Source organism: Microbacterium sp. JB110 (assembly GCF_003335195.1).
Taxonomy (GTDB): Bacteria; Actinomycetota; Actinomycetes; order Actinomycetales; family Microbacteriaceae; genus Microbacterium.
The window spans coordinates 405,667-427,723 of the sequence record NZ_QPGM01000002.1; the positions used below are offsets into that span (position 1 = coordinate 405,667).

At 68.4% G+C, this 22,057-nt stretch carries 25 protein-coding genes; 17 read left to right on the forward strand and 8 right to left on the reverse strand.

Annotation, left to right across the window (positions count from 1 at the left end):
- The first annotated feature begins 67 nt into the window (after positions 1-67).
- Genes CIK77_RS05435 through CIK77_RS05445 form a run of 3 tightly spaced genes read left to right on the forward strand, consistent with a single transcriptional unit; the run spans position 68 to position 1,315 of the window.
- On the forward strand, positions 68-517 hold the full coding sequence (locus CIK77_RS05435) for a single-stranded DNA-binding protein (protein ID WP_114347213.1): 450 nt from the start codon (positions 68-70) through the stop codon (positions 515-517).
- Positions 518-527: 10 nt separating this feature from the next.
- Complete coding sequence (locus CIK77_RS05440; protein ID WP_087054637.1) at positions 528-1,115, forward strand: hypothetical protein; 588 nt, start codon at positions 528-530, stop codon at positions 1,113-1,115.
- On the forward strand, positions 1,112-1,315 hold the full coding sequence (locus CIK77_RS05445) for a hypothetical protein (protein WP_087054638.1): 204 nt from the start codon (positions 1,112-1,114) through the stop codon (positions 1,313-1,315). The genes CIK77_RS05440 and CIK77_RS05445 overlap by 4 nt, the downstream gene beginning before the upstream one ends.
- Positions 1,316-1,343: 28 nt before the next feature.
- On the opposite strand, the gene CIK77_RS05450 is transcribed toward CIK77_RS05445, so the two are convergent.
- Positions 1,344-2,846 (reverse strand): recombinase family protein, encoded by a 1,503-nt coding sequence (locus CIK77_RS05450; protein WP_212647473.1) that lies wholly within the window; start codon positions 2,844-2,846, stop codon positions 1,344-1,346.
- 21 nt (positions 2,847-2,867) lie between these two features.
- On the opposite strand from CIK77_RS05450, the gene CIK77_RS05455 reads away from it, so the two are divergent.
- The 7 genes from CIK77_RS05455 to CIK77_RS05485 are packed head-to-tail and all read left to right on the forward strand — an operon-like array spanning position 2,868 to position 6,777.
- Positions 2,868-3,512 (forward strand): ATPase, T2SS/T4P/T4SS family, encoded by a 645-nt coding sequence (locus CIK77_RS05455; protein ID WP_442923129.1) that lies wholly within the window; start codon positions 2,868-2,870, stop codon positions 3,510-3,512.
- Positions 3,509-4,366, forward strand: coding sequence for a type II secretion system F family protein (locus CIK77_RS05460; protein ID WP_087054641.1), 858 nt, complete (start codon positions 3,509-3,511; stop codon positions 4,364-4,366). Before CIK77_RS05455 ends, CIK77_RS05460 begins: the two co-directional genes overlap by 4 nt.
- The gene (locus CIK77_RS05465; protein WP_087054642.1) at positions 4,363-5,304 is read left to right on the forward strand and encodes a type II secretion system F family protein; all 942 of its coding nucleotides are present in this window, start codon (positions 4,363-4,365) and stop codon (positions 5,302-5,304) included. The genes CIK77_RS05460 and CIK77_RS05465 overlap by 4 nt, the downstream gene beginning before the upstream one ends.
- Before the next feature lie 44 nt (positions 5,305-5,348).
- Positions 5,349-5,531 (forward strand): hypothetical protein, encoded by a 183-nt coding sequence (locus CIK77_RS05470; RefSeq protein ID WP_087054643.1) that lies wholly within the window; start codon positions 5,349-5,351, stop codon positions 5,529-5,531.
- Between the two features lie 40 nt (positions 5,532-5,571).
- Positions 5,572-5,925 (forward strand): TadE/TadG family type IV pilus assembly protein, encoded by a 354-nt coding sequence (locus CIK77_RS05475; RefSeq protein WP_249268553.1) that lies wholly within the window; start codon positions 5,572-5,574, stop codon positions 5,923-5,925.
- Positions 5,900-6,361: a hypothetical protein gene (locus CIK77_RS05480; protein ID WP_087054645.1), complete on the forward strand. Its 462-nt coding sequence runs from the start codon at positions 5,900-5,902 to the stop codon at positions 6,359-6,361. Before CIK77_RS05475 ends, CIK77_RS05480 begins: the two co-directional genes overlap by 26 nt.
- Positions 6,358-6,777, forward strand: a complete 420-nt coding sequence (locus tag CIK77_RS05485) for a pilus assembly protein TadG-related protein (protein WP_087054646.1) — start codon at positions 6,358-6,360, stop codon at positions 6,775-6,777. Before CIK77_RS05480 ends, CIK77_RS05485 begins: the two co-directional genes overlap by 4 nt.
- Here CIK77_RS05485 and CIK77_RS05490 read toward each other — a convergent pair.
- The gene (locus tag CIK77_RS05490; RefSeq protein WP_087054647.1) at positions 6,774-8,027 is read right to left on the reverse strand and encodes an MFS transporter; all 1,254 of its coding nucleotides are present in this window, start codon (positions 8,025-8,027) and stop codon (positions 6,774-6,776) included. The two genes, CIK77_RS05485 and CIK77_RS05490, sit on opposite strands and share 4 nt — an antisense overlap.
- A 147-nt stretch (positions 8,028-8,174) precedes the next feature.
- Between CIK77_RS05490 and prfB the strand changes: the two genes are divergently transcribed.
- Positions 8,175-9,284 (forward strand): peptide chain release factor 2, encoded by a 1,110-nt coding sequence (prfB, locus tag CIK77_RS05495; protein ID WP_087054648.1) that lies wholly within the window; start codon positions 8,175-8,177, stop codon positions 9,282-9,284.
- 193 nt (positions 9,285-9,477) lie between these two features.
- On the opposite strand, the gene qcrB is transcribed toward prfB, so the two are convergent.
- Genes qcrB through ctaE form a run of 4 tightly spaced genes read right to left on the reverse strand, consistent with a single transcriptional unit; the run spans position 9,478 to position 13,735 of the window.
- Positions 9,478-11,196 (reverse strand): cytochrome bc1 complex cytochrome b subunit, encoded by a 1,719-nt coding sequence (qcrB, locus tag CIK77_RS05500; RefSeq protein ID WP_249268554.1) that lies wholly within the window; start codon positions 11,194-11,196, stop codon positions 9,478-9,480.
- Positions 11,193-12,266, reverse strand: coding sequence for a cytochrome bc1 complex Rieske iron-sulfur subunit (gene qcrA, locus CIK77_RS05505; protein WP_087054649.1), 1,074 nt, complete (start codon positions 12,264-12,266; stop codon positions 11,193-11,195). The genes qcrB and qcrA overlap by 4 nt, the downstream gene beginning before the upstream one ends.
- 30 nt (positions 12,267-12,296) lie before the next feature.
- Positions 12,297-13,100: a cytochrome bc1 complex diheme cytochrome c subunit gene (qcrC, locus tag CIK77_RS05510; protein ID WP_087054650.1), complete on the reverse strand. Its 804-nt coding sequence runs from the start codon at positions 13,098-13,100 to the stop codon at positions 12,297-12,299.
- Between the two features lie 23 nt (positions 13,101-13,123).
- Positions 13,124-13,735, reverse strand: coding sequence for an aa3-type cytochrome oxidase subunit III (gene ctaE, locus CIK77_RS05515; protein WP_087054651.1), 612 nt, complete (start codon positions 13,733-13,735; stop codon positions 13,124-13,126).
- Positions 13,736-13,869: 134 nt separating this feature from the next.
- On the opposite strand from ctaE, the gene trpD reads away from it, so the two are divergent.
- Positions 13,870-14,934, forward strand: coding sequence for an anthranilate phosphoribosyltransferase (gene trpD, locus CIK77_RS05520; RefSeq protein ID WP_087054652.1), 1,065 nt, complete (start codon positions 13,870-13,872; stop codon positions 14,932-14,934).
- Positions 14,931-16,190: an MFS transporter gene (locus CIK77_RS05525; protein ID WP_170934104.1), complete on the forward strand. Its 1,260-nt coding sequence runs from the start codon at positions 14,931-14,933 to the stop codon at positions 16,188-16,190. Before trpD ends, CIK77_RS05525 begins: the two co-directional genes overlap by 4 nt.
- On the opposite strand, the gene CIK77_RS05530 is transcribed toward CIK77_RS05525, so the two are convergent.
- Together CIK77_RS05530 and CIK77_RS05535 are read right to left on the reverse strand one after the other, a co-directional pair.
- Positions 16,144-17,106: a 5'-3' exonuclease gene (locus tag CIK77_RS05530; protein ID WP_249268555.1), complete on the reverse strand. Its 963-nt coding sequence runs from the start codon at positions 17,104-17,106 to the stop codon at positions 16,144-16,146. The two genes, CIK77_RS05525 and CIK77_RS05530, sit on opposite strands and share 47 nt — an antisense overlap.
- Positions 17,107-17,202: 96 nt before the next feature.
- Positions 17,203-18,246: an FUSC family protein gene (locus tag CIK77_RS05535; protein WP_087054654.1), complete on the reverse strand. Its 1,044-nt coding sequence runs from the start codon at positions 18,244-18,246 to the stop codon at positions 17,203-17,205.
- A gap of 49 nt (positions 18,247-18,295) precedes the next feature.
- Here CIK77_RS05535 and CIK77_RS05540 point away from each other — a divergent pair, with 49 nt between their 5' ends.
- The 4 genes from CIK77_RS05540 (at position 18,296) to CIK77_RS05555 (ending at position 22,054) form a co-directional block, all read left to right on the forward strand.
- Entirely contained in the window at positions 18,296-18,814 is a 519-nt protein-coding gene (locus tag CIK77_RS05540; RefSeq protein WP_087054655.1) for a hypothetical protein, read from the forward strand.
- Entirely contained in the window at positions 18,811-19,155 is a 345-nt protein-coding gene (locus CIK77_RS05545) for a hypothetical protein (RefSeq protein ID WP_087054656.1), read from the forward strand. Before CIK77_RS05540 ends, CIK77_RS05545 begins: the two co-directional genes overlap by 4 nt.
- Before the next feature lie 119 nt (positions 19,156-19,274).
- Positions 19,275-20,864, forward strand: coding sequence for a phosphoglycerate dehydrogenase (gene serA, locus CIK77_RS05550; protein ID WP_087054657.1), 1,590 nt, complete (start codon positions 19,275-19,277; stop codon positions 20,862-20,864).
- Between the two features lie 137 nt (positions 20,865-21,001).
- Complete coding sequence (locus CIK77_RS05555; protein WP_087054658.1) at positions 21,002-22,054, forward strand: 3-isopropylmalate dehydrogenase; 1,053 nt, start codon at positions 21,002-21,004, stop codon at positions 22,052-22,054.
- Positions 22,055-22,057 lie beyond the last annotated feature (3 nt).

The following is a 22,057-nucleotide window of genomic DNA, read 5'->3' on the forward strand; positions in this document are numbered from 1 at the left end:
CGGTGGGTGCACCTGCCTGGCATGGAGGTCCCGGCTCGGGGCCGTTGATGTCAGGAAGGACAGCCTGATGGCTATTCGCACGTACCAGTCTTTGGCGGGGTATGTCGCCACGGCGCCGCACACGGACCCGACCAGTGACGGCACGCCACGGTTCTACGCCCGAGCCGGTCAGCGGCAGGGGCGCCGGGAACCCGATGGCACCTACACGAAGCTGCCGACCCAGTACGTTCCCATCGTCGCCTACGGCGATGCCGCCGAAGAGGCGACCGCGCTGCTCGCGAAGGGGGTCGGGTTCGTCGCCGAAGGACGGTTCCGGCCCGTGAGATACGAGAAGGACGGCAAGACGATCACCGGGCACGAGTTCGAGGTCTGGAAAGTCGGCCGCCGCCACACCCACGACGAGAACACCGCCACCCGCGACGCGGCGGCCGAGCAGATCACCCGCAGCAGGGAGGTACCGGCGGAGTTCAGCGCCCCGCGGTCGACGGGAACCGCTACGACCGCGCTGGCGATGTGAGGCGATCATCATGACCGACACCACAGACCAGCCCGAACCCGGCCCCGAGCCCCTTGACGATGATTCCACCGAGGGGCAGGAGGAGAGCTTCGAGGGGCCGCTGATCGCAGAGCCCCCGCACCCAGTCAACTGGAACCTGCTCACCGCCGACGCCGCCGAAGTCGAGTGGCTGGAACTGAACAAGTGGATCAACTGGATGCGCCGCACCTACGGGCTCGGCGCATCGGTGCTGCCACCGTTCTGGCACCGCCACCCCGAACTCGTCTGGGAGCTCTCCGCCCTACACCTGCACTGGCTGTGCGCCTACGATCCCGAGCAGAACGGGTCCGCACCATTGGGGTGGCACCGCGACTTCGCCGAAGCGCGCGGCCGGCTGCGCGAATGGGTCGCCGCGTGCGGCACCCGACTGGACCGCGACCGGCCCACTCGGCAGACCGTCTGGCCCGGCGAGCCCCCTGCCGCACCGGTCGAAGACATCATCATCACCGACCGCAACGAGGACTTCGTGGAGTTCGTGTTCGCCGACGTTCAAGCACGCAGGCAGGCCGAGGACGAGTTCTACGCCGGCCTCGACCTGACCACCGGGGAACTGCCGTGACCGCCCCCGACCTCCCAGCACCGCACACCGACACTCCCGCCTCGGGCGAGGTCACGACGCCACGATCGTCTGCGCTGCCAGGAGGGTTCGACGTTCAGGAATGGACCCGGCAGGCGTGCGAAGCGTCCGGGGTGTCCTTCGCGGTCACCGACCCCGTGGCGCTGGACAGGCTGCGCACGCTCGTCTCGCACCCCGCCTGAGCTGGCCGCCGTGCCCCAGGCCGCCGGGTCAGGCTTTGAAAGTCAGCTGTACCCGCTCGGGACGGAACCGCGATCCGCTCTTCGGATCGGGGCGCACGACGAGCGTGTCGATCAGCGCAGACAGGATCGCCCGCTTCTGCCCGACCGTCCACTCTTCTTCCCAAGCCTGCCGCAGAGCGGCCTCATCGCCGATAGGGAGCCCCTTGAGGGCGTCACCACGGTTCAGGGTGCCGAGAGTGGTTTCCGCGTCCCTGACGGCGTTCTGCGCTGCGACACGCCCCGCGTGATACTCGCTGCGGGCCAGCAGCCCGGAGCCGTAGTCGCGAGCGAGGTCTTCCATCCGGTGCCGTGCGGCCATGATCCGCTTCATCGCCTCTGCCACCTGGCCGCCGGTCCTGCCTTCATCGGCGGGGAGAGTGGTCGCCGCCAGGCGGGCGATGACCGCTTCGGTCACGACGGCTTCCAGTCCGGAAGCGCTGACTGACAAGCCGCCACGTTCCGGGTGACCGGGCACCGGCATACACCGGTAGTAGCGGCGCTTCGCATCCGACGGGCCGCGACGGTTCTTCCCCGACACCAAACCCGACGCGCACTTCCCACACGTCGCGATCGCGGACAGCAGATTGATCGAGGACGCGCCAACCCGGCGGTCCGGGTGAGAGAGCATCGCCCTGATACGCGTCGTCTCCTCCGGCGTGATGATCGCCTTCCAGTTCCCCGGTCCCAGAATCTCGCGCCCCGCCGGAGCATCCCCGGCCTTCCGGGCCGGCTCATAGGCGCGCTGCCCCGAGATACGCGCGGACACCAGGATCGACTTCACCGTCGTCGCATGCCACACCCCAAGCGTCTTGCCCGTGTGCGCCTGCGGGGCAGGGAACCCCGACTCCTCGTTCAGCCAGGCCGTGATCGACCGCAACGATTGGCCCGCGAGGAACCGGTCGGCCATTTCACGGATCACCGCAGCCTGCTCCGGGATCAACACGCCGCCTGTGCCGTAACCGAACTTCGCCGCCCCATGCCAGTCGCCACGCTCAGCCTTCTGCCGGTTCGCGCGGCGGATGCGATCAGCCTTGTGCCCGGACTCGTATGCGGCCATCGCGACGAGCTGACGGGCCATCAGCCTACCCTCGTGCGTGTTCAGATCGAACGCGCCACCCATCACCGCTTCGATGCGGATCGGATGCGACTCCACCAAGTCGATAAGGTCTTCCAACTCGCGCGGACGGCGGTAGAGGCGATCAACATGCCACACCACGACCCGCGACGGCCCCTGCCGCACACGGGCCAGCATCTTCTCAAACTCCGGGCGCTTCTTGTTCAGATACGCCGACGTATCGTTATCCATGAACACGTCCTCAGCAGCCACGTCCAGCCTGAGGCGACCGCACAGCGCCAGGCAGTCATCTCGCTGGCGCTCGACGCCGGCTTCCTCGCCAGTCCTGTCCTCACTGATCCGCAGATAGACCAGAACCTGGTCCGCGACAGCGGCCGCCTCGCCCACTCGCGGCCTCTCCAACACACTCATCGTCATCTCGACACCTCCACTCGACAGGTGCGTCATTCACACCAAGTGGAGAAGACCACGATGCTCGCGGCGCTGCTCGACGCCTGCCCGCCGGAGCATCGGATCGTCACCGTCGAGGAGACCTTCGAGTTGGCCGTCGACGCACCCGACCTGGTCGCCATGCAGGGGCGCCAGCCCAGTCTGGAGGGCACGGGGGAGATCACTCTGCGCCGACTCGTGCGCGAGGCGCTCCGGATGAGGCCCGACCGGATCGTCGTCGGCGAGGTGCGCGACGCCGAGGCGCTCGATCTGGTGCTCGCCCTGAACACGGGCGTGCCGTGTGCGACCACTGTGCACGCGAACTCGGCTGCTGACGCGCTCGGCAAGCTCGCGATGCTGCCGCTGCTGGCCGGGCGCAACATCGACCGCGAATTCATCGCGCCGGCGATCGCGCAGAGCGTCGACCTCGTCGTGCACTGCGAGCGTCTCGCCGACGGGTCGAGGCGCGTCGCGGAGATCGTCGCGCCGACGGGGAAGCACGGACTCGACCGAATCGAGACCGAGCACGTCTGGCGGGCGCCGCGTCGGCATCCGCGACCGGCCGCACGTTCCCAGCGCGGTGTGCATCCGTACGGGGCGGACGGAGCAGAGGACATGCGGCGCGAACCGATGCCGAGGGACGCAGCGGTATGACGATCGTGCTCGGCGTCGTGCTGGCAGCGGGGGTGCTGCTGGTCGCATCCCCTTGGCTGTGGCCGCCCGGCGATCGCGCCCTGCGGCAGTCAGACGACTCCTCTGCCGCCCGACTGCTCGAGTCGGCCGGCTTCCCGCGGACGGCGCCGCGGGTGCTGTACCTCGGCTGCGCTGCGGCGGGCATCGTGTCGGCGGCGATCGCCTGGCTGGTCACGACGATCCCCGTGCTTGCGGCACTGGCCATGGTCGCGGGCGGTTTCGCTCCGGTGGTCTGGCTCCGTGGCCGCCGCGCCTCGCTCATCCGGGCACGACGCGGGCTCTGGCCGGATGTGTGCGACCTGCTGATCGCGTCGGTGCGCGCCGGTATGGCGCTGCCGGATGCCGTGTCGAGCCTCGCGGAGTCGGCGCCGCACACACTGCGCCCCGCATTCGCGCAGTTCGCACGCGACCTGGCCGCATCAGGGCACTTCGAATCCAGCGTGGATTGGCTGAAATCCGCCCTCGCCGACCCGCTCGCCGACCGGATCGTCGAGACGCTGCGGATGTCGAGGCAGGTCGGCGGCACCGAGCTCGTTCCCGTGCTGCGTGCGCTGTCCGCATCCGTACGGGCCGACGCCGCTGTGCGCGGCGAGGTCGAATCGCGCCAATCGTGGACGAAGGGCGCCGCCGTGCTGGGCGTGATCGCACCGTGGGCGATCCTCGGAATGCTCGCCCTCCGCCCGGAAGGTGCTGAGGCGTACTCGAGCAGCCTCGGCATCGTGGTGATCGTCGTCGGCGCCGTGGTCTCGGTCGTCGCCTACCGTCTGATGATCCGCGTGGGGCGCCTGCCGGAACCGAAGCGGTGGTTCGCATGACGGTGTGGACGGCCATCGCCATCGCTGTGCTGCTGGGAGGAGCCTTCGGCGCCGGCCTGTGGACGCTCCTCGCGGTGATGCCTCGGTGGGGTGCGGCGCCCCTCGATCGCCGCATCGGCCCGTACATCCGCGACGTCACGGACCCGGCGGGCACGACGCTCGCCGGAGGGCCCAGTGATCCGGGATCGGCGCTCGCCGGAGTGCTGCACATGCTCTGGCAGGCAGCACAGACGCGCGCGTCCGCGTTGTGGGGAGGAACGGACACGATCGCGCGCAGGCTCGAACGCGCAGGCCTCTCCGGCGACGTCGCGGCGTTTCGAGGGCGCCAGCTCGCGTGGGGTCTCGTCGGCGGCGCGGTCGGAGGGCTCATCGTCGTCGCGCTGGCGGTGGCAGGACGCTTCGCTCCGCCGTCGATTCTGCTCCCGCTGCTGGGCGCCGCGACGGGCGCGCTGGGCTGCGACGCACTGCTGACCGCGAAGGCCCGCTCGCGCTCGGCTCGCATCGCGGAGGAGCTGCCGACCGTGCTGGAGTTCCTCGCCCTCTGCCTCGCCGCGGGGGAGGGCATCCTGGACAGCATCCGGCGGGTGTCCGATCTGGGAGGCGGGGAGCTCGCCGCGGAGCTGCGCCGCGTGGTCGTCGATGTCGGCACCGGTGCCCCGCTCGCGCTGGCGCTGACGGATCTGGCCCGTCGCGCCGACGTGCCCGCGCTCGCTCGCACCGTCGACCACCTGGTGGCAGCGATCGATCGCGGCGCGCCCCTCGCGCAGGCGCTGCAGGCGCAGGCGAGCGATTCGCGCGAGGAAGCGAAGAGGTCGCTGATCGAGCAGGCGGGAAAACGCGAGATCGGCATGCTCGTGGTGCTGGTCTTCGCGATCCTGCCGCTCAGCGTCGTCTTCGCGCTGGTCCCCGGCATCACCATGCTGCGAGTGGGGCTCTGAGAGGACGTGATCCGGATGAACGCACACGATTCAAGGAGAAGAACATGACGGACTGGGACGGAACGCAGGAACGCGCGCATCTCGTCGAGGACGAGGCGGGAGATGTGCCTGGCTGGGTACTCGTGACGCTGATGACAGCAGGTCTTGTGGTGACGATCTGGGTGCTCGCGGGGCCCGCACTGTCGGCGCTGTTCGAGCGCGCGATCTCGAGCGTCGGCGTGATCTGACACCGTGGACGGCGTGCGGCTCGAGGAGCGGGGCTCAGCAGTGACGGAGTTCATCCTCGTCGGCGCCCTGCTCACGACCCTCACCCTCGCCGTGCTGCAACTCGGGTTCGCGCTCTATGTGCGCAACGTCGCGCATGACGCGGCGGTGGAGGGTGCCTACCACGCCGCCCTCGCTGACACTGAGCTGGGATCGGGGGCGGACCGCGCCGCTGAGCTGATCACCCGAGGGGTCGGTGAGGCGTACGGCCACGAGGCCAGCGCGAGCACGGCCGTCGTCTCCGGCGTCGACTCGGCAGTCGTCACGGTGACGGCGACGCTGCCGCTGGTCGGCCTTCTCGGCGCGCCGAGCGGATTGGAGGTGACGGCGCATGCGCCTTTGGAATCGCTCGAATGATGACCGCGTCTCGCTCTCCGCTTCGGAACGGGGCTCTGCGTCCCTCGAATTCATCGCCGTGGGCGTGCTGATGCTCGTACCGCTCGCGTATCTCGTGATCGCCCTGGCCACAGTGCAGTCGCAGACGCTCGGTGTGGAGGCGGCGGCGCGCTTCTCGGCACGCACGATCGCCAGCGGGCCGGGCACCGACCCCGCAGCCATCGTGGCGCAGGTCGCCCAGCAGTACGACATCGACGCGGCGACTCTCGATGTGTCGATGAGCTGCCTGCCCGAATCCACCGCGTGCCCGGCTGCGGGATCGATTGTGCTGCTCACCGTTCGCGCGGAGACAGATCTGCCGTTCGTCCCCTCCGTTCTCGGCCTCGACTCGCTCACAAGCATCCCCGTCGAAGCGACGGCAGCGCACAAGGTCTCCCGCTACTGGACGGGCGAATGAACCGCCGGGTCGGTCCAGACGAGCAGGGCAGCACGCTGCTGCTCACGCTGGGATACGTGCTGCTGGCACTCGCCGTCATCGTCGTCTGTGCGAATGCGACGTCTCTCTATCTCGCCGAGAAGCGACTCGACGCACTCGCCGACTCGGCCGCCCTCGCCGGCGCGGACGGTTTTCGGATCGAGGTGGTCGAAGACGAGCCGCGCGCTGTTCTCGTCGACGCGTCGGTGACAGAACAGGCAACGGCGATCGTCGCCGCGTCGGGCGGGGGAGCGGAACTGGTCTCCTCTGGCACGCCGGACGGCGCCTCCGCCAGGGTGACGGTGGTCGACGTCTGGCACCCGATCCTGGTCTCGCCGTTCGTGCCGGGCGGCGTTCAGATCGAAGCGACGGCCACGAGCCGCACGGCGCTGAACTAAGGGGACGCTCCATCTGCGCCCGGACCGCGGTCGCCGGGCGCGTAGCGCGGGACCCAGCGCACGAACGCGAATGCACCGAGCAGACCGATCGCTCCGACGATCGCGGTGGCGAAGGACAGCGATGCCACTGCGGTGATTCCCGAGACGATCAGCGGTGTCGACGCGCCGCCGGCGTCGGACAGCGTGCGCCACGATCCGAGGAACGCCGCGGGATCCTCGGCAGGTGCGACGTCGGCACCCAGCGTGAGCAGAATGCCGCTGGAGAGCCCGTTGCCGACGCCCACGACGATGGCGAAGACGCCGAACCAGAGTGCGGCGCTGTCGAGGTCGTGGGTCAGCGAGAGGCACACCAGTGCGGCACCCATCAGGAGGGAGGAGGGAACGACGGCCCACAGTCGTCCGAAGCGATCGGTGACGTGGCCGCTGACGTAGAACAGCGCGAAGTCGAGCGCGCCGGCGACGCCGACGACCAGAGCGATCGTCTGCGAATCGAGACCGATCGAGACACCCCACAGCGGAAGCACCGACTGACGAGCGGCGCGCACAGCCGCAAGGCACGCAGCCGCGGCACCGAGCCGCGACAGCACGGCGCGATACCGCCACATCGTCCGCCACACGCCCGTGCGCTCCGGTACCGTGATCGATCCGGTGACGGGTTCGCCCGTGTCCTCGACTTCTCGGGAGGCTCTGCGGGTGCCGTTTCGCCCCGGTGAGAGGCGGGACTCCGGGTCAGGCCCGAACGTGACGAGCAGACCGACGAACACCAGCACGATCGCGAAGAACCAGATGCTCGACTGCTCGGCACCGAACAGCGCGAGCAGACCGGCTGCGACGAACGGGCCGGAGAACGCGCCCAGCCGGAACGCGCCGCCGAGTGTGGCCAGCGCGCGCGCCCTGAACCGAATCGGCACGCGCGTGGTCATGAACGTGTGCCTGGCGAGAGCGAACGCCGCGGCGAAGAAGCCGACGGTCAGAGCGCCGAGAGCGAGCACACTCCACACCGGTGCGAGCAGCATCACGACGCAGCCGAGAATCGAGCCGAGCGCGGCGAGCATCATCGTGCGGCGCTCTCCCACACGCGAGACCAACCACCCTGCGGGAATGTTGCCGCACAGCTGACCGACGACGATGCCGGCGGGCGCGAGGGCGGCGACAGCAAGGGAAGCGCCGAGATCGACTGCGATGATGGGCAGCAACGGGAGAACGGCGCCCTGTCCGAAGGAATACAGCGCCGTCGGTCCGTAGATCATGGGCGCGAACCTGATCAGGATAGAACGGCCGTCCGGATCGGGGGAGGACGTTCCGGAGGCGCTCACCGATCTCACACTACCCGCAGCCGATACGGGGCCGAGCGCGCAACGTCGGTGGCCGGAATCGCGGGGTAGGCTGGGGAAGCCATGATTGAACTTGATCTGTCCGCCGAGATTCAGGCGCTGCGCTCCACGTTCGCGAACATCCGAGAGGTTGTGAACCCCGACGCCCTTCGCGCGGAGATCGGACGCCTCGAGGAACGGGCCGCGGATCCGGATCTGTGGAGCGATCAGGAGAACGCGCAGAAGGTCACCAGCGCCCTCAGCCACTCCAAGGCGCAGCTGGGCAAGATCGAGCGGGCAGAGTCGCGCATCGATGACCTGGAGGTCATGGTCGAACTCGCCGTCGAGATGGACGACGCGGAGACCGCAGACGAGGCTCGGCGGGAACTCACTGCGCTGGAGAAGACGATCAGCGACCTCGAGGTGCAGACGCTGCTCGACGGCGAATTCGACAATCGCGGCGCGGTCGTGACGATCCGCTCCGGCGCAGGCGGCGACGACGCCACCGACTTCGCCGAGATCCTGATGCGGATGTACCTGCGCTGGGCAGAGCGCCGCGGGTACTCCGCCAAGGTGCTCGACACGTCGTATGCCGAGGGCGCAGGAATCAAGTCGGCGACGTTCGAGATCGACGCCCCCTACGTCTACGGCACGCTCTCGGTCGAAGCAGGAACGCATCGTCTCGCGCGCATCAGCCCCTTCGGTTCGGCTGACAAGCGTCAGACATCGTTCGCGGCCGTCGAGGTCATTCCGGTGATGGAGGAGGCCCAGGAGGTCGACATCCCGGAGAACGACATCCGCGTCGACGTCTTCCGCTCGTCAGGGCCCGGCGGCCAGTCCGTCAACACGACCGACTCCGCCGTGCGCATCACGCATATGCCGACCGGCATCGTCATCTCGATGCAGAACGAGAAGTCGCAGATCCAGAACCGCGCGGCCGCCATGCGACTGCTCCAGACCCGACTCCTCCTTCTGCAGAAGGAGGAAGAGGCCGCCGTGAAGAAGGAACTCGCCGGAACGATCACGGCGAGCTGGGGCGACCAGATGCGCTCCTACTTCCTCTACGGCCAGCAGCTCGTCAAGGACCTGCGCACCGGACACGAATCGGGCAACCCCTCCAACGTCTTCGACGGCGACATCGACGCGTTCATCAACGCCGGCATCCGCTGGCGCAAGCGCCCCACCGACGACTGACCGTCGCAGCTTCGAAGGCGTCGACTCTCTCCTGAGGGTCGACGCCTTTCTGCTGTCCGGTGCGACAGGGGCGGTTCCGGAGCCGACGGACATAATCACGCGCATTCGGAGCCCACGCCGTAAGCACTCTGCTCAAGGACACAAAGAAGGGCGCCCGTTCTCGGAGGAGAACGGGCGCCCTTTGTGCTGCGACCTACTTCTTGTCGTCGCCTTCGGTGATCTCGGGCTGACCGTGACGGAACTGCGGGGTGTCCGTCGGGTCTGCGCCGTACTCGGCCAGCGCGTGGTGCTGGTGCTCGTCGGCGTGCTCGAGCTCCGTCTGGCTGAGCGGGGCGAGCCGGTCCTCGAAGAACCAGCGCGACAGCGCTGCACGGAACTTCTGGCTGCCGCGGATCCTGCCCTGGTCATCCGGACGCACGATGAGGGGCTCGTACTCGGAGTCCGGGATGAGCTTCCAGCGCTCGTACTCGTCGACAGGCTTGTGCACCTCACGGAACTCGCCGCCAGGCAGGCGCACGATGCGGCCCGACTCGTAGCCGTGAAGAACGATCTCGCGATCCTTCTTCAGCAGTGCGATGCAGATGCGCTTCGTGATCCAGTACACGAAGATCGTGCCGAGGATCAGAGCGGCCTGCAGGCCGTGGATGACGCCTTCCATCGTGAGCATGAAGTGCGTGGCGATGATGTCCGAGGAGGCTGCGGCCCACAGGACGGCGTAGAACCAGACGCCGGCGGCACCGATCGCGGTGCGAGTCGGAGCGTGGCGCGGGCGCTGGGCGATGTGGTGCTCGCGCTTGTCGCCGGTGACCCACCCCTCGATGAAGGGGTAGATCGCAACGAGCACGATGAACAGGCCGAGCACGATCACGGGCGCGAGAACGCCCATCGCGAGCGTGAAGTCGCCGATATGGATGTCCCAGTGCGGCGGTGCGAGACGCAGCGCACCGTCGGCGAAGCCGATGTACCAGTCGGGCTGGGTACCTGCGGACACCGGGGAGGGGTCGTACGGGCCGTAGTTCCAGATCGGGTTGATCTGCACAAGTGAGGCGATCAGGACGATGGCGCCGAAGACGATGAAGAAGAACCCTCCCATCTTGGCCATGTACACCGGCATCATCGGGTAGCCGACGACGTTCTTGTTCGAACGGCCGGGGCCGGCGAACTGCGTGTGCTTGTTGACGATCATCAGCAGCAGGTGCAGTGCGACGAGCGCGATCAGGATCAGCGGCAGGATCAGGATGTGCAGCGCATACAGGCGCCCCACGATCGCGTCACCGGGGAACTCGCCGCCGAACAGCAGATACGAGGTCCAGGTTCCGATCAGCGGGAAGGCCTTGATCATGCCGTCGATGATGCGCAGACCGTTGCCCGAGAGGACGTCGTCCGGGAGCGAGTAGCCGGTGAACCCGAGTGCCATCGCGAGGATGAACAGGACGAAGCCGATCACCCAGTTCAGCTCGCGCGGCTTGCGGAACGCACCGGTGAAGAAGATGCGAAGCATGTGCACGCCGATGCCCGCGACGAACACGAGTGCGCCCCAGTGGTGCATCTGACGGACCAGCAGTCCGCCTCGCAGATCGAAGCTGATGGCGAGGGTCGACTCCATCGCCGCCGACATCTCGACGCCGTTCATCAGCGGGTACGCGCCGTGGTAGGTCGTCTCGGCCATTGAGGCGTCGAAGAAGAAGGTCAGGAAGGTGCCGGACAGCAGCACCACGACGAACGACCACAGCGCGATCTCGCCGAGCATGAACGACCAGTGGTCGGGGAAGACCTTTCGCCCGAGCGCCTTGACGAAGCCGGACATGCTGGTGCGCTCATCGAGGTAGTTGGCGACGCCGCCGACGACGCGACCGCCCAGCGGCTTCTCGTCCGGCTTGCGCGTCTCTTCGTGAACGGTGGCGGTACTCAATGGCGCTCCCAGAAGGTCGGGCCCACGGGCTCTTCGAAGTCGCTGCGCGCGACGAGGTATCCCTCGTCGTCGACGGCGATGGGCAGCTGCGGCAGCGGGCGCGAGGCCGGGCCGAAGATGACCTTCGCCTCGTCCGACACGTCGAACTGCGACTGGTGGCAGGGGCAGAGAAGGTGGTGGGTCTGCTGCTCGTAGAGAGCGACAGGGCAGCCGACGTGAGTGCAGACCTTGGAGTACGCGACGATGCCGTCGTACGACCAGTCCTTGCGCTCCTCGCGCTCCGTCAGCTGTTCAGGGAGCAGCCGCACGAGCAGGACCATCGCCTTGGCCTTCTCGTTGAGCTTGCCGTCGTGGTGGTCGAGCTCCGTGAGGCTCTCAGGGATGACGTGGAACGCGGAGCCGAGGGTGACCTCTGAGGCCTTGATGGGAGTGCCGTCCGGATCGCGCGCGAGCCGGATGCCCTCTTCCCACAGAGTGTGGTGCAGCAGCGCGACCGGGTCGCCGGCCTCCGGGTGGTCGGGCGACGCGTGCGGTGCGAGGCCGCGGAAGAGCGTGATGCCCGGCAGGATCGAGGCGCCGAGCGCGACGAACAGCGAGTTGCGGATCATCTTGCGACGGCCGAAGCCCGACTCATCGTCGGCGGTCCTGAACGACTCGACGACCGCGGTGCGGGTCTCCTCGGTGCCGCGCGTGTCGTGACGCTCCTCGACATACTCCTTGTCGTTCATCAGCGTCTTGGACCAGTGGATGGCCGCGATGCCGATCGACAGCAGCGCAAGCGCGATTCCGAGCCCGATGAACATGTTGTTGGCGCGGATCGAGGACATCTCCTGGTCCTCGATCGGGAACAGCATGTAGGCGGCCATCGCCCACAGGCTGCCGGCAGCCGAGAGGTAGAACAGGGCGTAGACCGTGCGGACCGCGCGCTTCTCCGCCTTCGGGTCCTTGTCCGTCATCCGCTGCCTGTGGGGCGGCAGACCCGGGTTCTGCGCCGGGTCTGAGACGTTGACCGCCAGGCCGGAGGAGGACTGGATCGCCTCCACCGCCTCAGTGCCACCGTCGTGTGCCATGGTGCTCCTCGTAGATTCGTTCGTCATGACTCAGTTGGACTTCGCCGTGATCCACACGGTGGCTGCGATCAGACCGCCGATGCCGAAGATCCACACGAAGAGGCCCTCGGAGACGGGGCCGAGCGAGCCGAGTGTGAATCCGCCCGGGGCTTCAGCCTGCTGCTGGTAGAGCAGCGCCGAGATGATGTCGCGCTTCTCCTCCGGAGTGATGTTCATGTCGTTGAAGACCGGCATGTTCTGCGGGCCCGTGACCATGGCCGCGTAGATGTGCTGGCCCGAGGTCTCGTAGATGTCCGGGGCGAACTTGCCTTCGGTGAGGGCACCACCCGCCGCTGCGACGTTGTGGCACATGGCGCAGTTGATGCGGAAGAGCTCTGCGCCCTTTGCCACATCGCCTTCACCGTCGAGGAGCTCGGCGTCCGGGTAGGTCGGGCCGGGAGCGACCGACTGCACGAAAGCGGATACCGCGAGGATCTGGTCCTCGGTGAACTGCGGCTCCTTCATCTCGGCCTGCGGCCCCTGCATCTGCAGCGGCATGCGACCGGTCGACATCTGGAACTCGACGGACAGTTCGCCGACACCGGCCAGCGACGGGCCGTTGTCCGTGCCCTCGAGGTCCATGCCGTGACAGGTCGCGCAGTTCGCCTGGAACAGCTTCTGGCCGTCCTCGACCGTGAGCGCGGATTCGACCTGTGCGGTCTCGCTCGTCGCCGCGACGGCGGCTGACGCGCCGGCATAGATGCCGCCGGAGAGGATCAGACCGATGCCGATGAGTGCGGCGGTCGCGAGCGGGCTGCGTCGGCCGGTCCTGCGGCCTTTCTTGAACAGTGCCATGTGATGCTTCAGCTCTCGCTCTCTTACTTGAGGAAGTAGATGACCAGGAACAGCGCGATCCAGACCACGTCGACGAAGTGCCAGTAGTAGGACACCACGATCGCCGTGGTCTCCTCCTTCTGCCGGAACTTCTTCACCGCGTAGACGCGGCCGATGGTGAGCAGGAAGGCGACCAGACCGCCTGTGACGTGCAGAGCGTGGAACCCGGTCGTCAGGAAGAACGCTGCGGAGTAGGAGTCGGTGCCGATCGACACGCCCTCTGCGACCAGCTGCGCGTACTCCCAGACCTGACCGCTCACGAAGACGGCGCCGAGCGCGAACGTGATCCAGTACCACTCGACCATGCCGAGCCGTTTCTTGCCGCCCTGGACGCTGCGGAACGGGCGGCCGTTCTCGGCAGCGAACACGCCCATCTGGCAGGTCACACTGGACAGCACCAGGATGACCGTGTTGATGAGGGCGAACGGTACGTTGAGCAGGCTGGAGCCGTGCTCCCACAGTTCAGGGCTGGTGCTGCGGAGCGTGAAGTAGATCGCGAACAGCCCAGCGAAGAACATCACTTCGCTTCCGAGCCAGACGATCGTGCCGACAACGACGGGCTCGGGTCGCTTCACTTTCAGCGCCGGGGCATGCATAGCTGGGGATGTCACCCCACCATTATGGCCGATGAATCGGCATGCTGATGGCACGACCCGGCCCTGAGTCGACTGAGGCGGACCTTAGTCGGCGCTTGCAATGGCCTGGGAATCCAGCCGGATAGGCTTGTGGCATGGCTGAAGAGATCATGTGGTCGGATGTTCTGACGACGGTCCTGGACGGACGTGACCTGAGCGTTTCCGAGGCGACATGGGCCATGCGCCAGGTCATGCAGGGCGACGCGACGCCCGCTCAGCTCGGCGGGTTCCTGATGGCGCTGCGCGCGAAGGGGGAGGCCGTCGGCGAGATCATCGGCTTCCGCGACGCGATCCTCGATGCCGCCGTGCCGCTCCCGGTCGACTCGAACGTGCTGGACATCGTCGGCACCGGCGGCGACCGCGTCGGCACCGTCAACATCTCATCCACCGCGGCGATCGTGATCGCCGCACTCGGAATTCCGGTTGTCAAGCACGGCAACCGCGCCGTCAGCTCGAAGTCCGGGGCGAGTGACGTCCTCAGCCAGCTCGGCGTCGATCTGCGGCTGTCACCGGAGGGCGTGGCCGAGGTTCTGGGACGCGCGGGCATCACCTTCGCGTGGGCCGCCGCCTTCCACCCCGGCTTCAAGCACGCCGCTCCCGTGCGTGCGGAACTCGGTGTGCCGACGGTGTTCAACTTCCTCGGGCCGCTGGTGAACCCCGCCAGGGCGGAGGCGAACGCCGTCGGCGTGGCGAACCCGGATGTCGTGCCGCTGATCGCCGGCGTGTTCCGCACGCGAGGCGCGACGGCGCTGGTGTTCCGCGGTGAGGACGGGCTCGACGAGCTCACGACGACGGGCTACAGCCGCATCTGGCAGATCTCGAACGGCGACGAGCACGCCTTCGACGTGCATCCGCGCGACTTGGGCATTCCGACGGCGAAGGTCGATGACCTCCGAGGCGGTGATGCGGCGCACAACGCTGACGTGCTGCGTCGCACCCTCGCAGGGGAGCAGGGGGCGGTGCGCGACATCGTGCTGCTCAACGCCGCGGCTGGCGTTGTGGCATACCGGCTCTCCCGCGACCCGTCGCAGGCGCAGCGGAACATGATCGAGCGGCTGGCAGAGGCGAAGGACGAGGCCGCGGCGGCCATCGACGACGGCCGCGCCGAGGGGCGACTGGCGGCGTGGGTCGAGGCGTCGAGCGCTGCGGGGGCGCAGTGACGGGCGCAGCGCCCGCTCTCCGTCGTCCCTTCCCCTGGCTGGTTGTCGCCGGGGTCCTGATCGCCGCGCTGAGTCTGCGTGCTCCCGTTCTCGCGATCTCGCCCGTGCTGCGCGACATCGTTGCGGATCTCGGGATCGATGCGACGTCGGGTTCGATGCTGATGACTGTCGCCGTGGCGATGTTCGCGATCGCCACGCCGGCTGCCTCGCTCGTCGTGCGCCGCGCGGGGCCGGAGATCGCCGTGCTGGTGTGCCTTGTCGGCGTCGTGATCGGCACGCTCGTCCGTGCCGCACCGAACTTCACTGCGATGCTGATCGGCACGGCGATCATGGGGGCCACGATCACGATCGGCAACGTCGTGATCCCCGTGATCATCCGCCGCGATGTGCCGGACCGCAGCGTGCCGACAGTCACCGCGGCATACGCGGCCATGATGAACCTGGGGTCGCTGCTGGTGACGCTCGCCACCGTGCCGATCGCCGATCGCACCGGTTGGCCGCTCGCGCTCGTGGCGTGGAGCTTCCTCACCATCGCGGGCATCGTGCTGTGGGGCGTGCATCTGGTGCGCGATCGTCTGCCCGGCGTCTCCTGGGTCGAACAGGGCACGCGCTCGTCGCAGACGGCGAGCCGCGGCACGGAGGAATCGATCGCGATGACCGGACCGGTGCCGGTCGTCGGACGGAATCGCGGCGCCCTGCGCAATCCCGTCGTCTGGCTGCTCACCGCCACTTTCGCCGGGCAGTCGGCCGGCTACTACGCGCTGTCGACATGGCTGCCTTCGATCGCGGCCGACCTCACGGGTGCCCAGCCCACGGCGGCCGGCGCGCTCGCGTCGATGTTTCAGGCGACAGCGATCGCCGGTGCCTTCCTGGTGCCGCTGCTGGCGCGGTTCTTCCCGATCGTGGTGCCCGCGATGACGGTGGCGGTCGGGTGGATCGTGCTGTCCGTCGGGCTTCTCGTCGCACCGGAGCTCTATGTGCTGTGGGCGTCGATCGGCGGCGTCGCCCAGGCAGGCGGCTTCGTGGTGGTGTTCACGGTGCTGGTGCGGTCCGTGCGCTCCGACGCCGAGGCTGCGACCGCATCAGCCACGGTTCAGGGAATCGCGTACGTCGCGGGCACACTCGGGGCACCGATCGCGGCGTCTCTGCACGACGCGACGGGCACCTGGACGGCGACGCTGATGTTCACGCTCGGGTTGGCGGTGCTGTTCACCGTGTCGCTGGCGGCGGCGCTGATCGCCCTTCGGCGTCGTTGAGAGCTCCCTGCGCGAGCGCGTCGAGTGCGCGTCGCATCGACGACTCGATGCCCCAGCGCTCGGCGAACTCCTCGGCGGCCGTGCGGTCGGGCACGCCCGGCACAGGCTCCGCGAGGTCGAGATCACGAGCCACCGCGACGACTCGCGGCGCGGCGTCGAGGTAATCGGCGGCGGCGACGATCTTCTTCGCGACGGCAGGCGTCATCCCGGCCTCCGCCGCGGCGGCCTGCCGGATCGCCCCGAGGTCGCCGTGCTGCTGCAGCAGTGCGGCTGCCGTCTTGTCGCCGACGCCCTTCACGCCTGGCAGGCCGTCTGAGGCGTCGCCGCGCATCGTTGCGAAGTCGGCGTACTGCCCGGCGGTGATGCCGTACTTCGCCTCGACGACGTCGCCGGTGACGACTTCGAGATTGCTCATGCCGCGGGCTGTGTAGATGATGCGCACATCTGCGGGGTCGTCGATGAGCTGGAACAGGTCGCGATCGCCCGTGACGACGTCGACGTGCTCGTGGCGCGTCGCGAGCGTGCCGATGACGTCGTCGGCCTCATGTTCGGCCGCGCCGACGACGGGAATGCCGAGCAGGCCCAGATACTCCCGGATGACGGGCACCTGGGCGCGCAGCGCATCCGGGGCCTCCTCCACGTCCGGAGCGCCAGCGACCTCTTCGACGACGCGGTGCTCCTTGTAGGTGGGGATCAGATCGACGCGCCATGCCGGGCGCCAGTCGTCGTCCCAGCACGCGATGATGCGGTCAGGCTCATAGGCCTCGGTGAGTCGGGCGATCATGTCGAGGAGGCCCCGTGCCGCGTTCACCGACGTGCCGTCCGGTGCGCGGAACCTGTCGGGGACGCCGAAGAACGCCCGGAAGTACAGCGCCGCTGTGTCGAGCAGCATCAGCCGCCCCGCATTCTCACCCATGCCGCCAGTCTCCCAGGTCCGATGCCCGATACAACTCTTCGATTCCCCGCAGCTCCTCCGCGGTCGGCGCACGACGTGGCGGAGACGTGAAGAGCTCTACTCCGGGTCGTCCTCTGTCAGCTCGTCGTGCACGCGGCGGAGGTCCTCCAGGAGCGAGCCGACGAGGATCCAGTTGTCGCCGTTCGGCTTGTGCACCTGCAGGGGGCGAGTCAGGGCGGGAAGCGTCTCGGTCACCGGCGCCTCGGGAGCGGCGTCGGCGCGTCGGATGAGGAAGCGCACGTCGTGGCCGGCGCGACGGAGCTGCTCGGCGATGTCCTGCACGATGGCATCGTCCGCCACAGCCGCGTCGTAGCGGTCGTAGAACGCACGGGTCATACCGACGACCTGGGTGACGATCGGCGAGAACCGGTCGCGCAGGGCGACGACCGAGTCGAATCTGCTGCGGTGGCGGCCGCCGCGGGGATTGAGTGTGAGCGACTCGCGCGCGTCCTCGATCGCGGCGTCCGCGGCCTCGCGCATGGGGCGCAGCAGCCGCGCGGTCACCATCAGCTCGGTCAGCTGAGCGGGCGTCTGCGGTCGCTCGAGAGCGTCCGCGAGGCGCTCGAGGGTGGCGGCGAGCTCATCGCCGAGGGACTCGACGGCGCGGCGGGCCGGAACGGTCGCCACGGGAGGCACCAGCACCAGGTTCACCACGAACCCGAGCGCCGCGCCGATCACCGTCTCGATGATGCGGTCGAGCGCGTACCCCGGCGTCGCAGCTCCCATCGCGATCACCAGCAGAGCACTGATCGCGACCTGGTTCGTGGTCCCTGCGGTCATCCGGACCACCCAGGCCACCCCGAGCGCGAGCACGATCGACAGCGGCAGCGACCAGACGGGGTCGGTGACGAGCATGCCGATGCCGGAGGCGACGATCACGCCGACCACCACGCCGGCACTGCGCTCGATCGCCTTCAGATACGACTGATTCAGGCTCGGCTGCACGACCAGCAGCGCCGCGATCGCGGCGAACACCGGGGGAGGGCCATCCGGGATGAGCCAGCCGCAGATCAGCCACGCAGCGATCATCGCGACAGCGGACTTCGCGATCTGCAGCAGCGGTGCGCGGCGCTCGGCGCGGACCGCGGAGAGGACCTCCATACCGTCAGATTACGCAGGCGCACGGGCAGAACCGCATACGCTGGGAGGTATGTCGAGAGCAGACGACGCCTTCGCATGGGACGGGGACAACGACCCCACCCTCGATACCGGCGCCGAACATCCGGATGAGGCTGTCGCGCCTCCGGTGCCAGAAGCCGTCGGCGGGGCTGAGCCGGCACCTGCCGAATCGGCCGGGGAGCCGGAACCGGCAGCCGACGTCGCGGACGAGGCGACCGAGGAATCCGCAGGCGAAGAGCCGGCGGGCGACGACGCGGAACCGCGCCGCATGGGCGATGTCGCACTGGTGGCACTCGGCGTGCTCGGCGGCGTCTACGCGCTCTGGACCGCCGGATGGATCGCCACGGCCGCCCGCATGCGGCCACTGTCTCCCGATGCGATGCTCACCGCGAGCCTCGCGCTCGCGATCGCCGCACCGATCGTCTGGTTCCTGACGTCGTGGATCCTGACGAAGCGGCACTTGCCGTGGGTGCGCTTCACCACGCTCGTCGCCGGGATCGTGGTGCTCGTGCCGTGGCCCTTCGTGATGCTGGGGACGGTGGGACTGTGAGCGACGACACGCGCGCGCGGCGCGCTCCCCGTTGGATCATCGCGGCGGTCGCCGGCTTCTTCGGCCTGCTCTACGCGTTCGCCGTCTGGAACGGCATCGCGCAGATCGTGAACGGCTGGGACGGACTGCGCGGCTCCGGACCGATGATGTGGATCATGTGGGCTCTGACGATCGTGCTGCCGATCGTCGTCTTCGCGGTCGGCCTCTCGGTCGGTCGTCGGCGCGGCGTCGGCGTGCTCTCGCTGCTCCTGCTGGCAGGTCTCACCCTCGTCGGCGTGTTCTGGGTGAACGTCCTCGCCTACGTCACCTACGTCAACTTCTCGGCGCTTGTCACGTCCTGATTCGCGCTGATTCGTCACCGACGCGCGCCGGTTATAGGCTGGGCGCAGATCGCGTCGGCGATGGTGCGCGGCGCGGCGATATCCACCGCGCCCGCGCGCAATGCCTCGAAGGATCCTACGTGTCGAAGCCCGTCGTCCTGATCGCCGAACAGCTCTCGCCCGCCACCGTCGACGCCCTCGGGCCCGACTTCGACATCCGACAGATCGACGGAACCGATCGGCCCGCGCTGTTCGACGCGCTGGCAGAGGCGAACGCGGTCCTGGTCCGCTCGGCGACCAAGATGGACGCGGAAGCGATCTCGTACGCACCGAAGCTCAAGGTGATCGCCCGTGCCGGCGTCGGCCTCGACAACGTCGACATCAAGGCGGCGACGACTGCCGGCGTCATGGTCGTGAACGCGCCGACCTCGAACATCATCTCCGCGGCCGAGCTCACCTGCGGCCACATCCTCAGCCTTGCGCGCCGCATCCCGGCGGCACGCGCGTCGCTCGGGGCAGGCGAGTGGAAGCGGAGCAGCTTCAGCGGCGTCGAGCTGTACGAGAAGACCCTCGGCGTCGTCGGGCTCGGTCGCATCGGCGCGCTCGTCGCCGCACGCATGCAGGGGTTCGGTATGCGCGTCGTGGCATACGACCCCTACGTCACCAGCACCCGCGCACAGCAGCTGGGAGTCGAGCTGCTCAGCCTCGATGAGCTGGTGAAGCAGGTCGACTTCCTCACGATCCACATGCCGAAGACCCCCGAGACGACGGGGATGATCGGCGAGGCGGAGCTGAAGGCTATGAAGCCGAGCGCATACGTCGTCAACGTCGCCCGCGGCGGGCTGATCGACGAAGAAGCTCTCGCGGCCGCTCTCACGGCGGGCGAGATCGCCGGCGCTGGCCTCGACGTGTTCACCACGGAGCCCCCCGCCGACGCGTCGCTGACGGGGCTGAGCAGCGTCGTCGTGACGCCGCACCTCGGCGCGTCGACGAGCGAGGCACAGGAGAAGGCCGGCGTCTCGGTCGCGAAGTCGGTCAAGCTCGCCCTCGAAGGCGACCTGGTTCCGGATGCAGTCAACGTCGCCGGCGGGGCCATCGACCCCTTCGTGCGGCCCGGCATCGATCTCGTGGAGAAGCTCGGACAGGTGTTCGGCGGCCTCGCCGTCGGCGGCCTGCAGTCGCTCGACGTGGAGGTGCGCGGCGAGCTGGCGGCCTACGACGTGAGCGTCTACCGCTTGGCTGCGCTGAAGGGCATCCTGCGCAACGTGGTCAGTGAGTCGGTGTCGTACGTGAATGCGCCGGTGATCGCCGAACAGCGCGGCATCGAGACCCGGATGATCGTGGAGGCCGACAGCCCCGAGTACCGCAACGTCACCATCCTGCGCGGCACGCTCTCCGACGGGTCGACCCTTGAGGTCGCGGGCACGCTCGCCGGCACCCGCATGGTGCAGAAGCTCGTGCGGATCAACCACTACGAGATCGAGGTTCCCCTCGAGCGGCACCACGTCGTCATCCGGTACGAAGACGGCCCAGGCATCGTCGCCGTGTACGGCAAGAAGCTCGGCGACGCAGGCATCAACATCGAGGGGATGCAGGTCGCGCGCGAGGTCGACGGCCAGGCGATCGCCGTGATCACGGTGAACGCCCGTGTGCCGGATGAGGTGCTCGATGACCTCGGCACCGCGATCGGCGCGTCGCTCGTGCGTCAGATCGAGCTCGCCGAAGACTGAGGCGCGCCCCAGACCGATCATCGCGCCCCGGCCACCGCAGACCGCGGTCCGGGGCGCGATGCCGTGACCGCGGCGGCTACGCTGATGGGAAGTCCACGGGCGCAACAGCCCGTGAGGGAACGACGAGAAGGAGAGCGATGTCGCGCGTCGTGAAATTGGCAGTCATCCCCGGCGACGGGATCGGCCCCGAGGTTGTTGCCGAGGCAGAGAAAGTGCTCGATGCGGCGACCGCCGGCACGGAGGTGCGCTTCGACAGAACACGCTTCTCGCTGGGCGCGCAGCGCTTCCTCGATACCGGCGACACCCTCACGGACGACGACCTCGACGCCATCCGCGCTCACGATGCGATCCTGCTGGGCGCCGTCGGCGGGCAGCCGGGCGACCCACGCCTGCGCGACGCCAACATCGAGCGCGGGCTGCTGTTGAAGCTGCGGTTCTCGCTCGACCACTACGTGAACCTGCGTCCGTCGAAGCTGCACCCCGGTCAGGCGGGTCCGCTCGCCGATCCGGGCGAGATCGACTTCGTCGTGGTGCGCGAGGGGACGGAGGGGCCATATGTCGGCAACGGCGGCTCCATCCGGCAGGGCACTGCGCACGAGGTCGCGAACGAGACGAGTGTGAACACCGCGTTCGGCGTCGAGCGGGTCGTGCGCTACGCGTTCCAGACCGCACGCAAGCGCCGCAACAAGCTGACGCTGGTGCACAAGACCAACGTGCTCGTGAACGCGGGCTCGCTCTGGCGGCGCGTCGTCGAGGAGGTGGGCACGGAGTTCCCCGACGTCGACGTAGACTATCTGCACGTCGACGCGGTCACGATCTTCATGGTCACGAACCCCAGCCGTTTCGATGTGATCGTCACCGACAACCTCTTCGGCGACATCCTCACCGATCTGGCGGGTGCCGTAACCGGCGGTATCGGCCTCGCAGCCTCCGGCAACATCAACCCGGACGGCACGTTCCCCTCGATGTTCGAGCCCGTGCACGGATCGGCCCCCGACATCGCGGGCACCGGCGCCGCAGACCCCACGGCCGCGATCGCCTCCGTGGCACTCATGCTCGAGCATCTCGGTCTCGCCGCCGAGGCGGCGCGTGTGACCGCAGCCGTCGAGGCCGACATCGCAGAACGCGGTGAGGAGCCCCGCACCACATCCGAGATCGGCGACGCCATCACCGTCGGAGTGCAGGCGTAACCT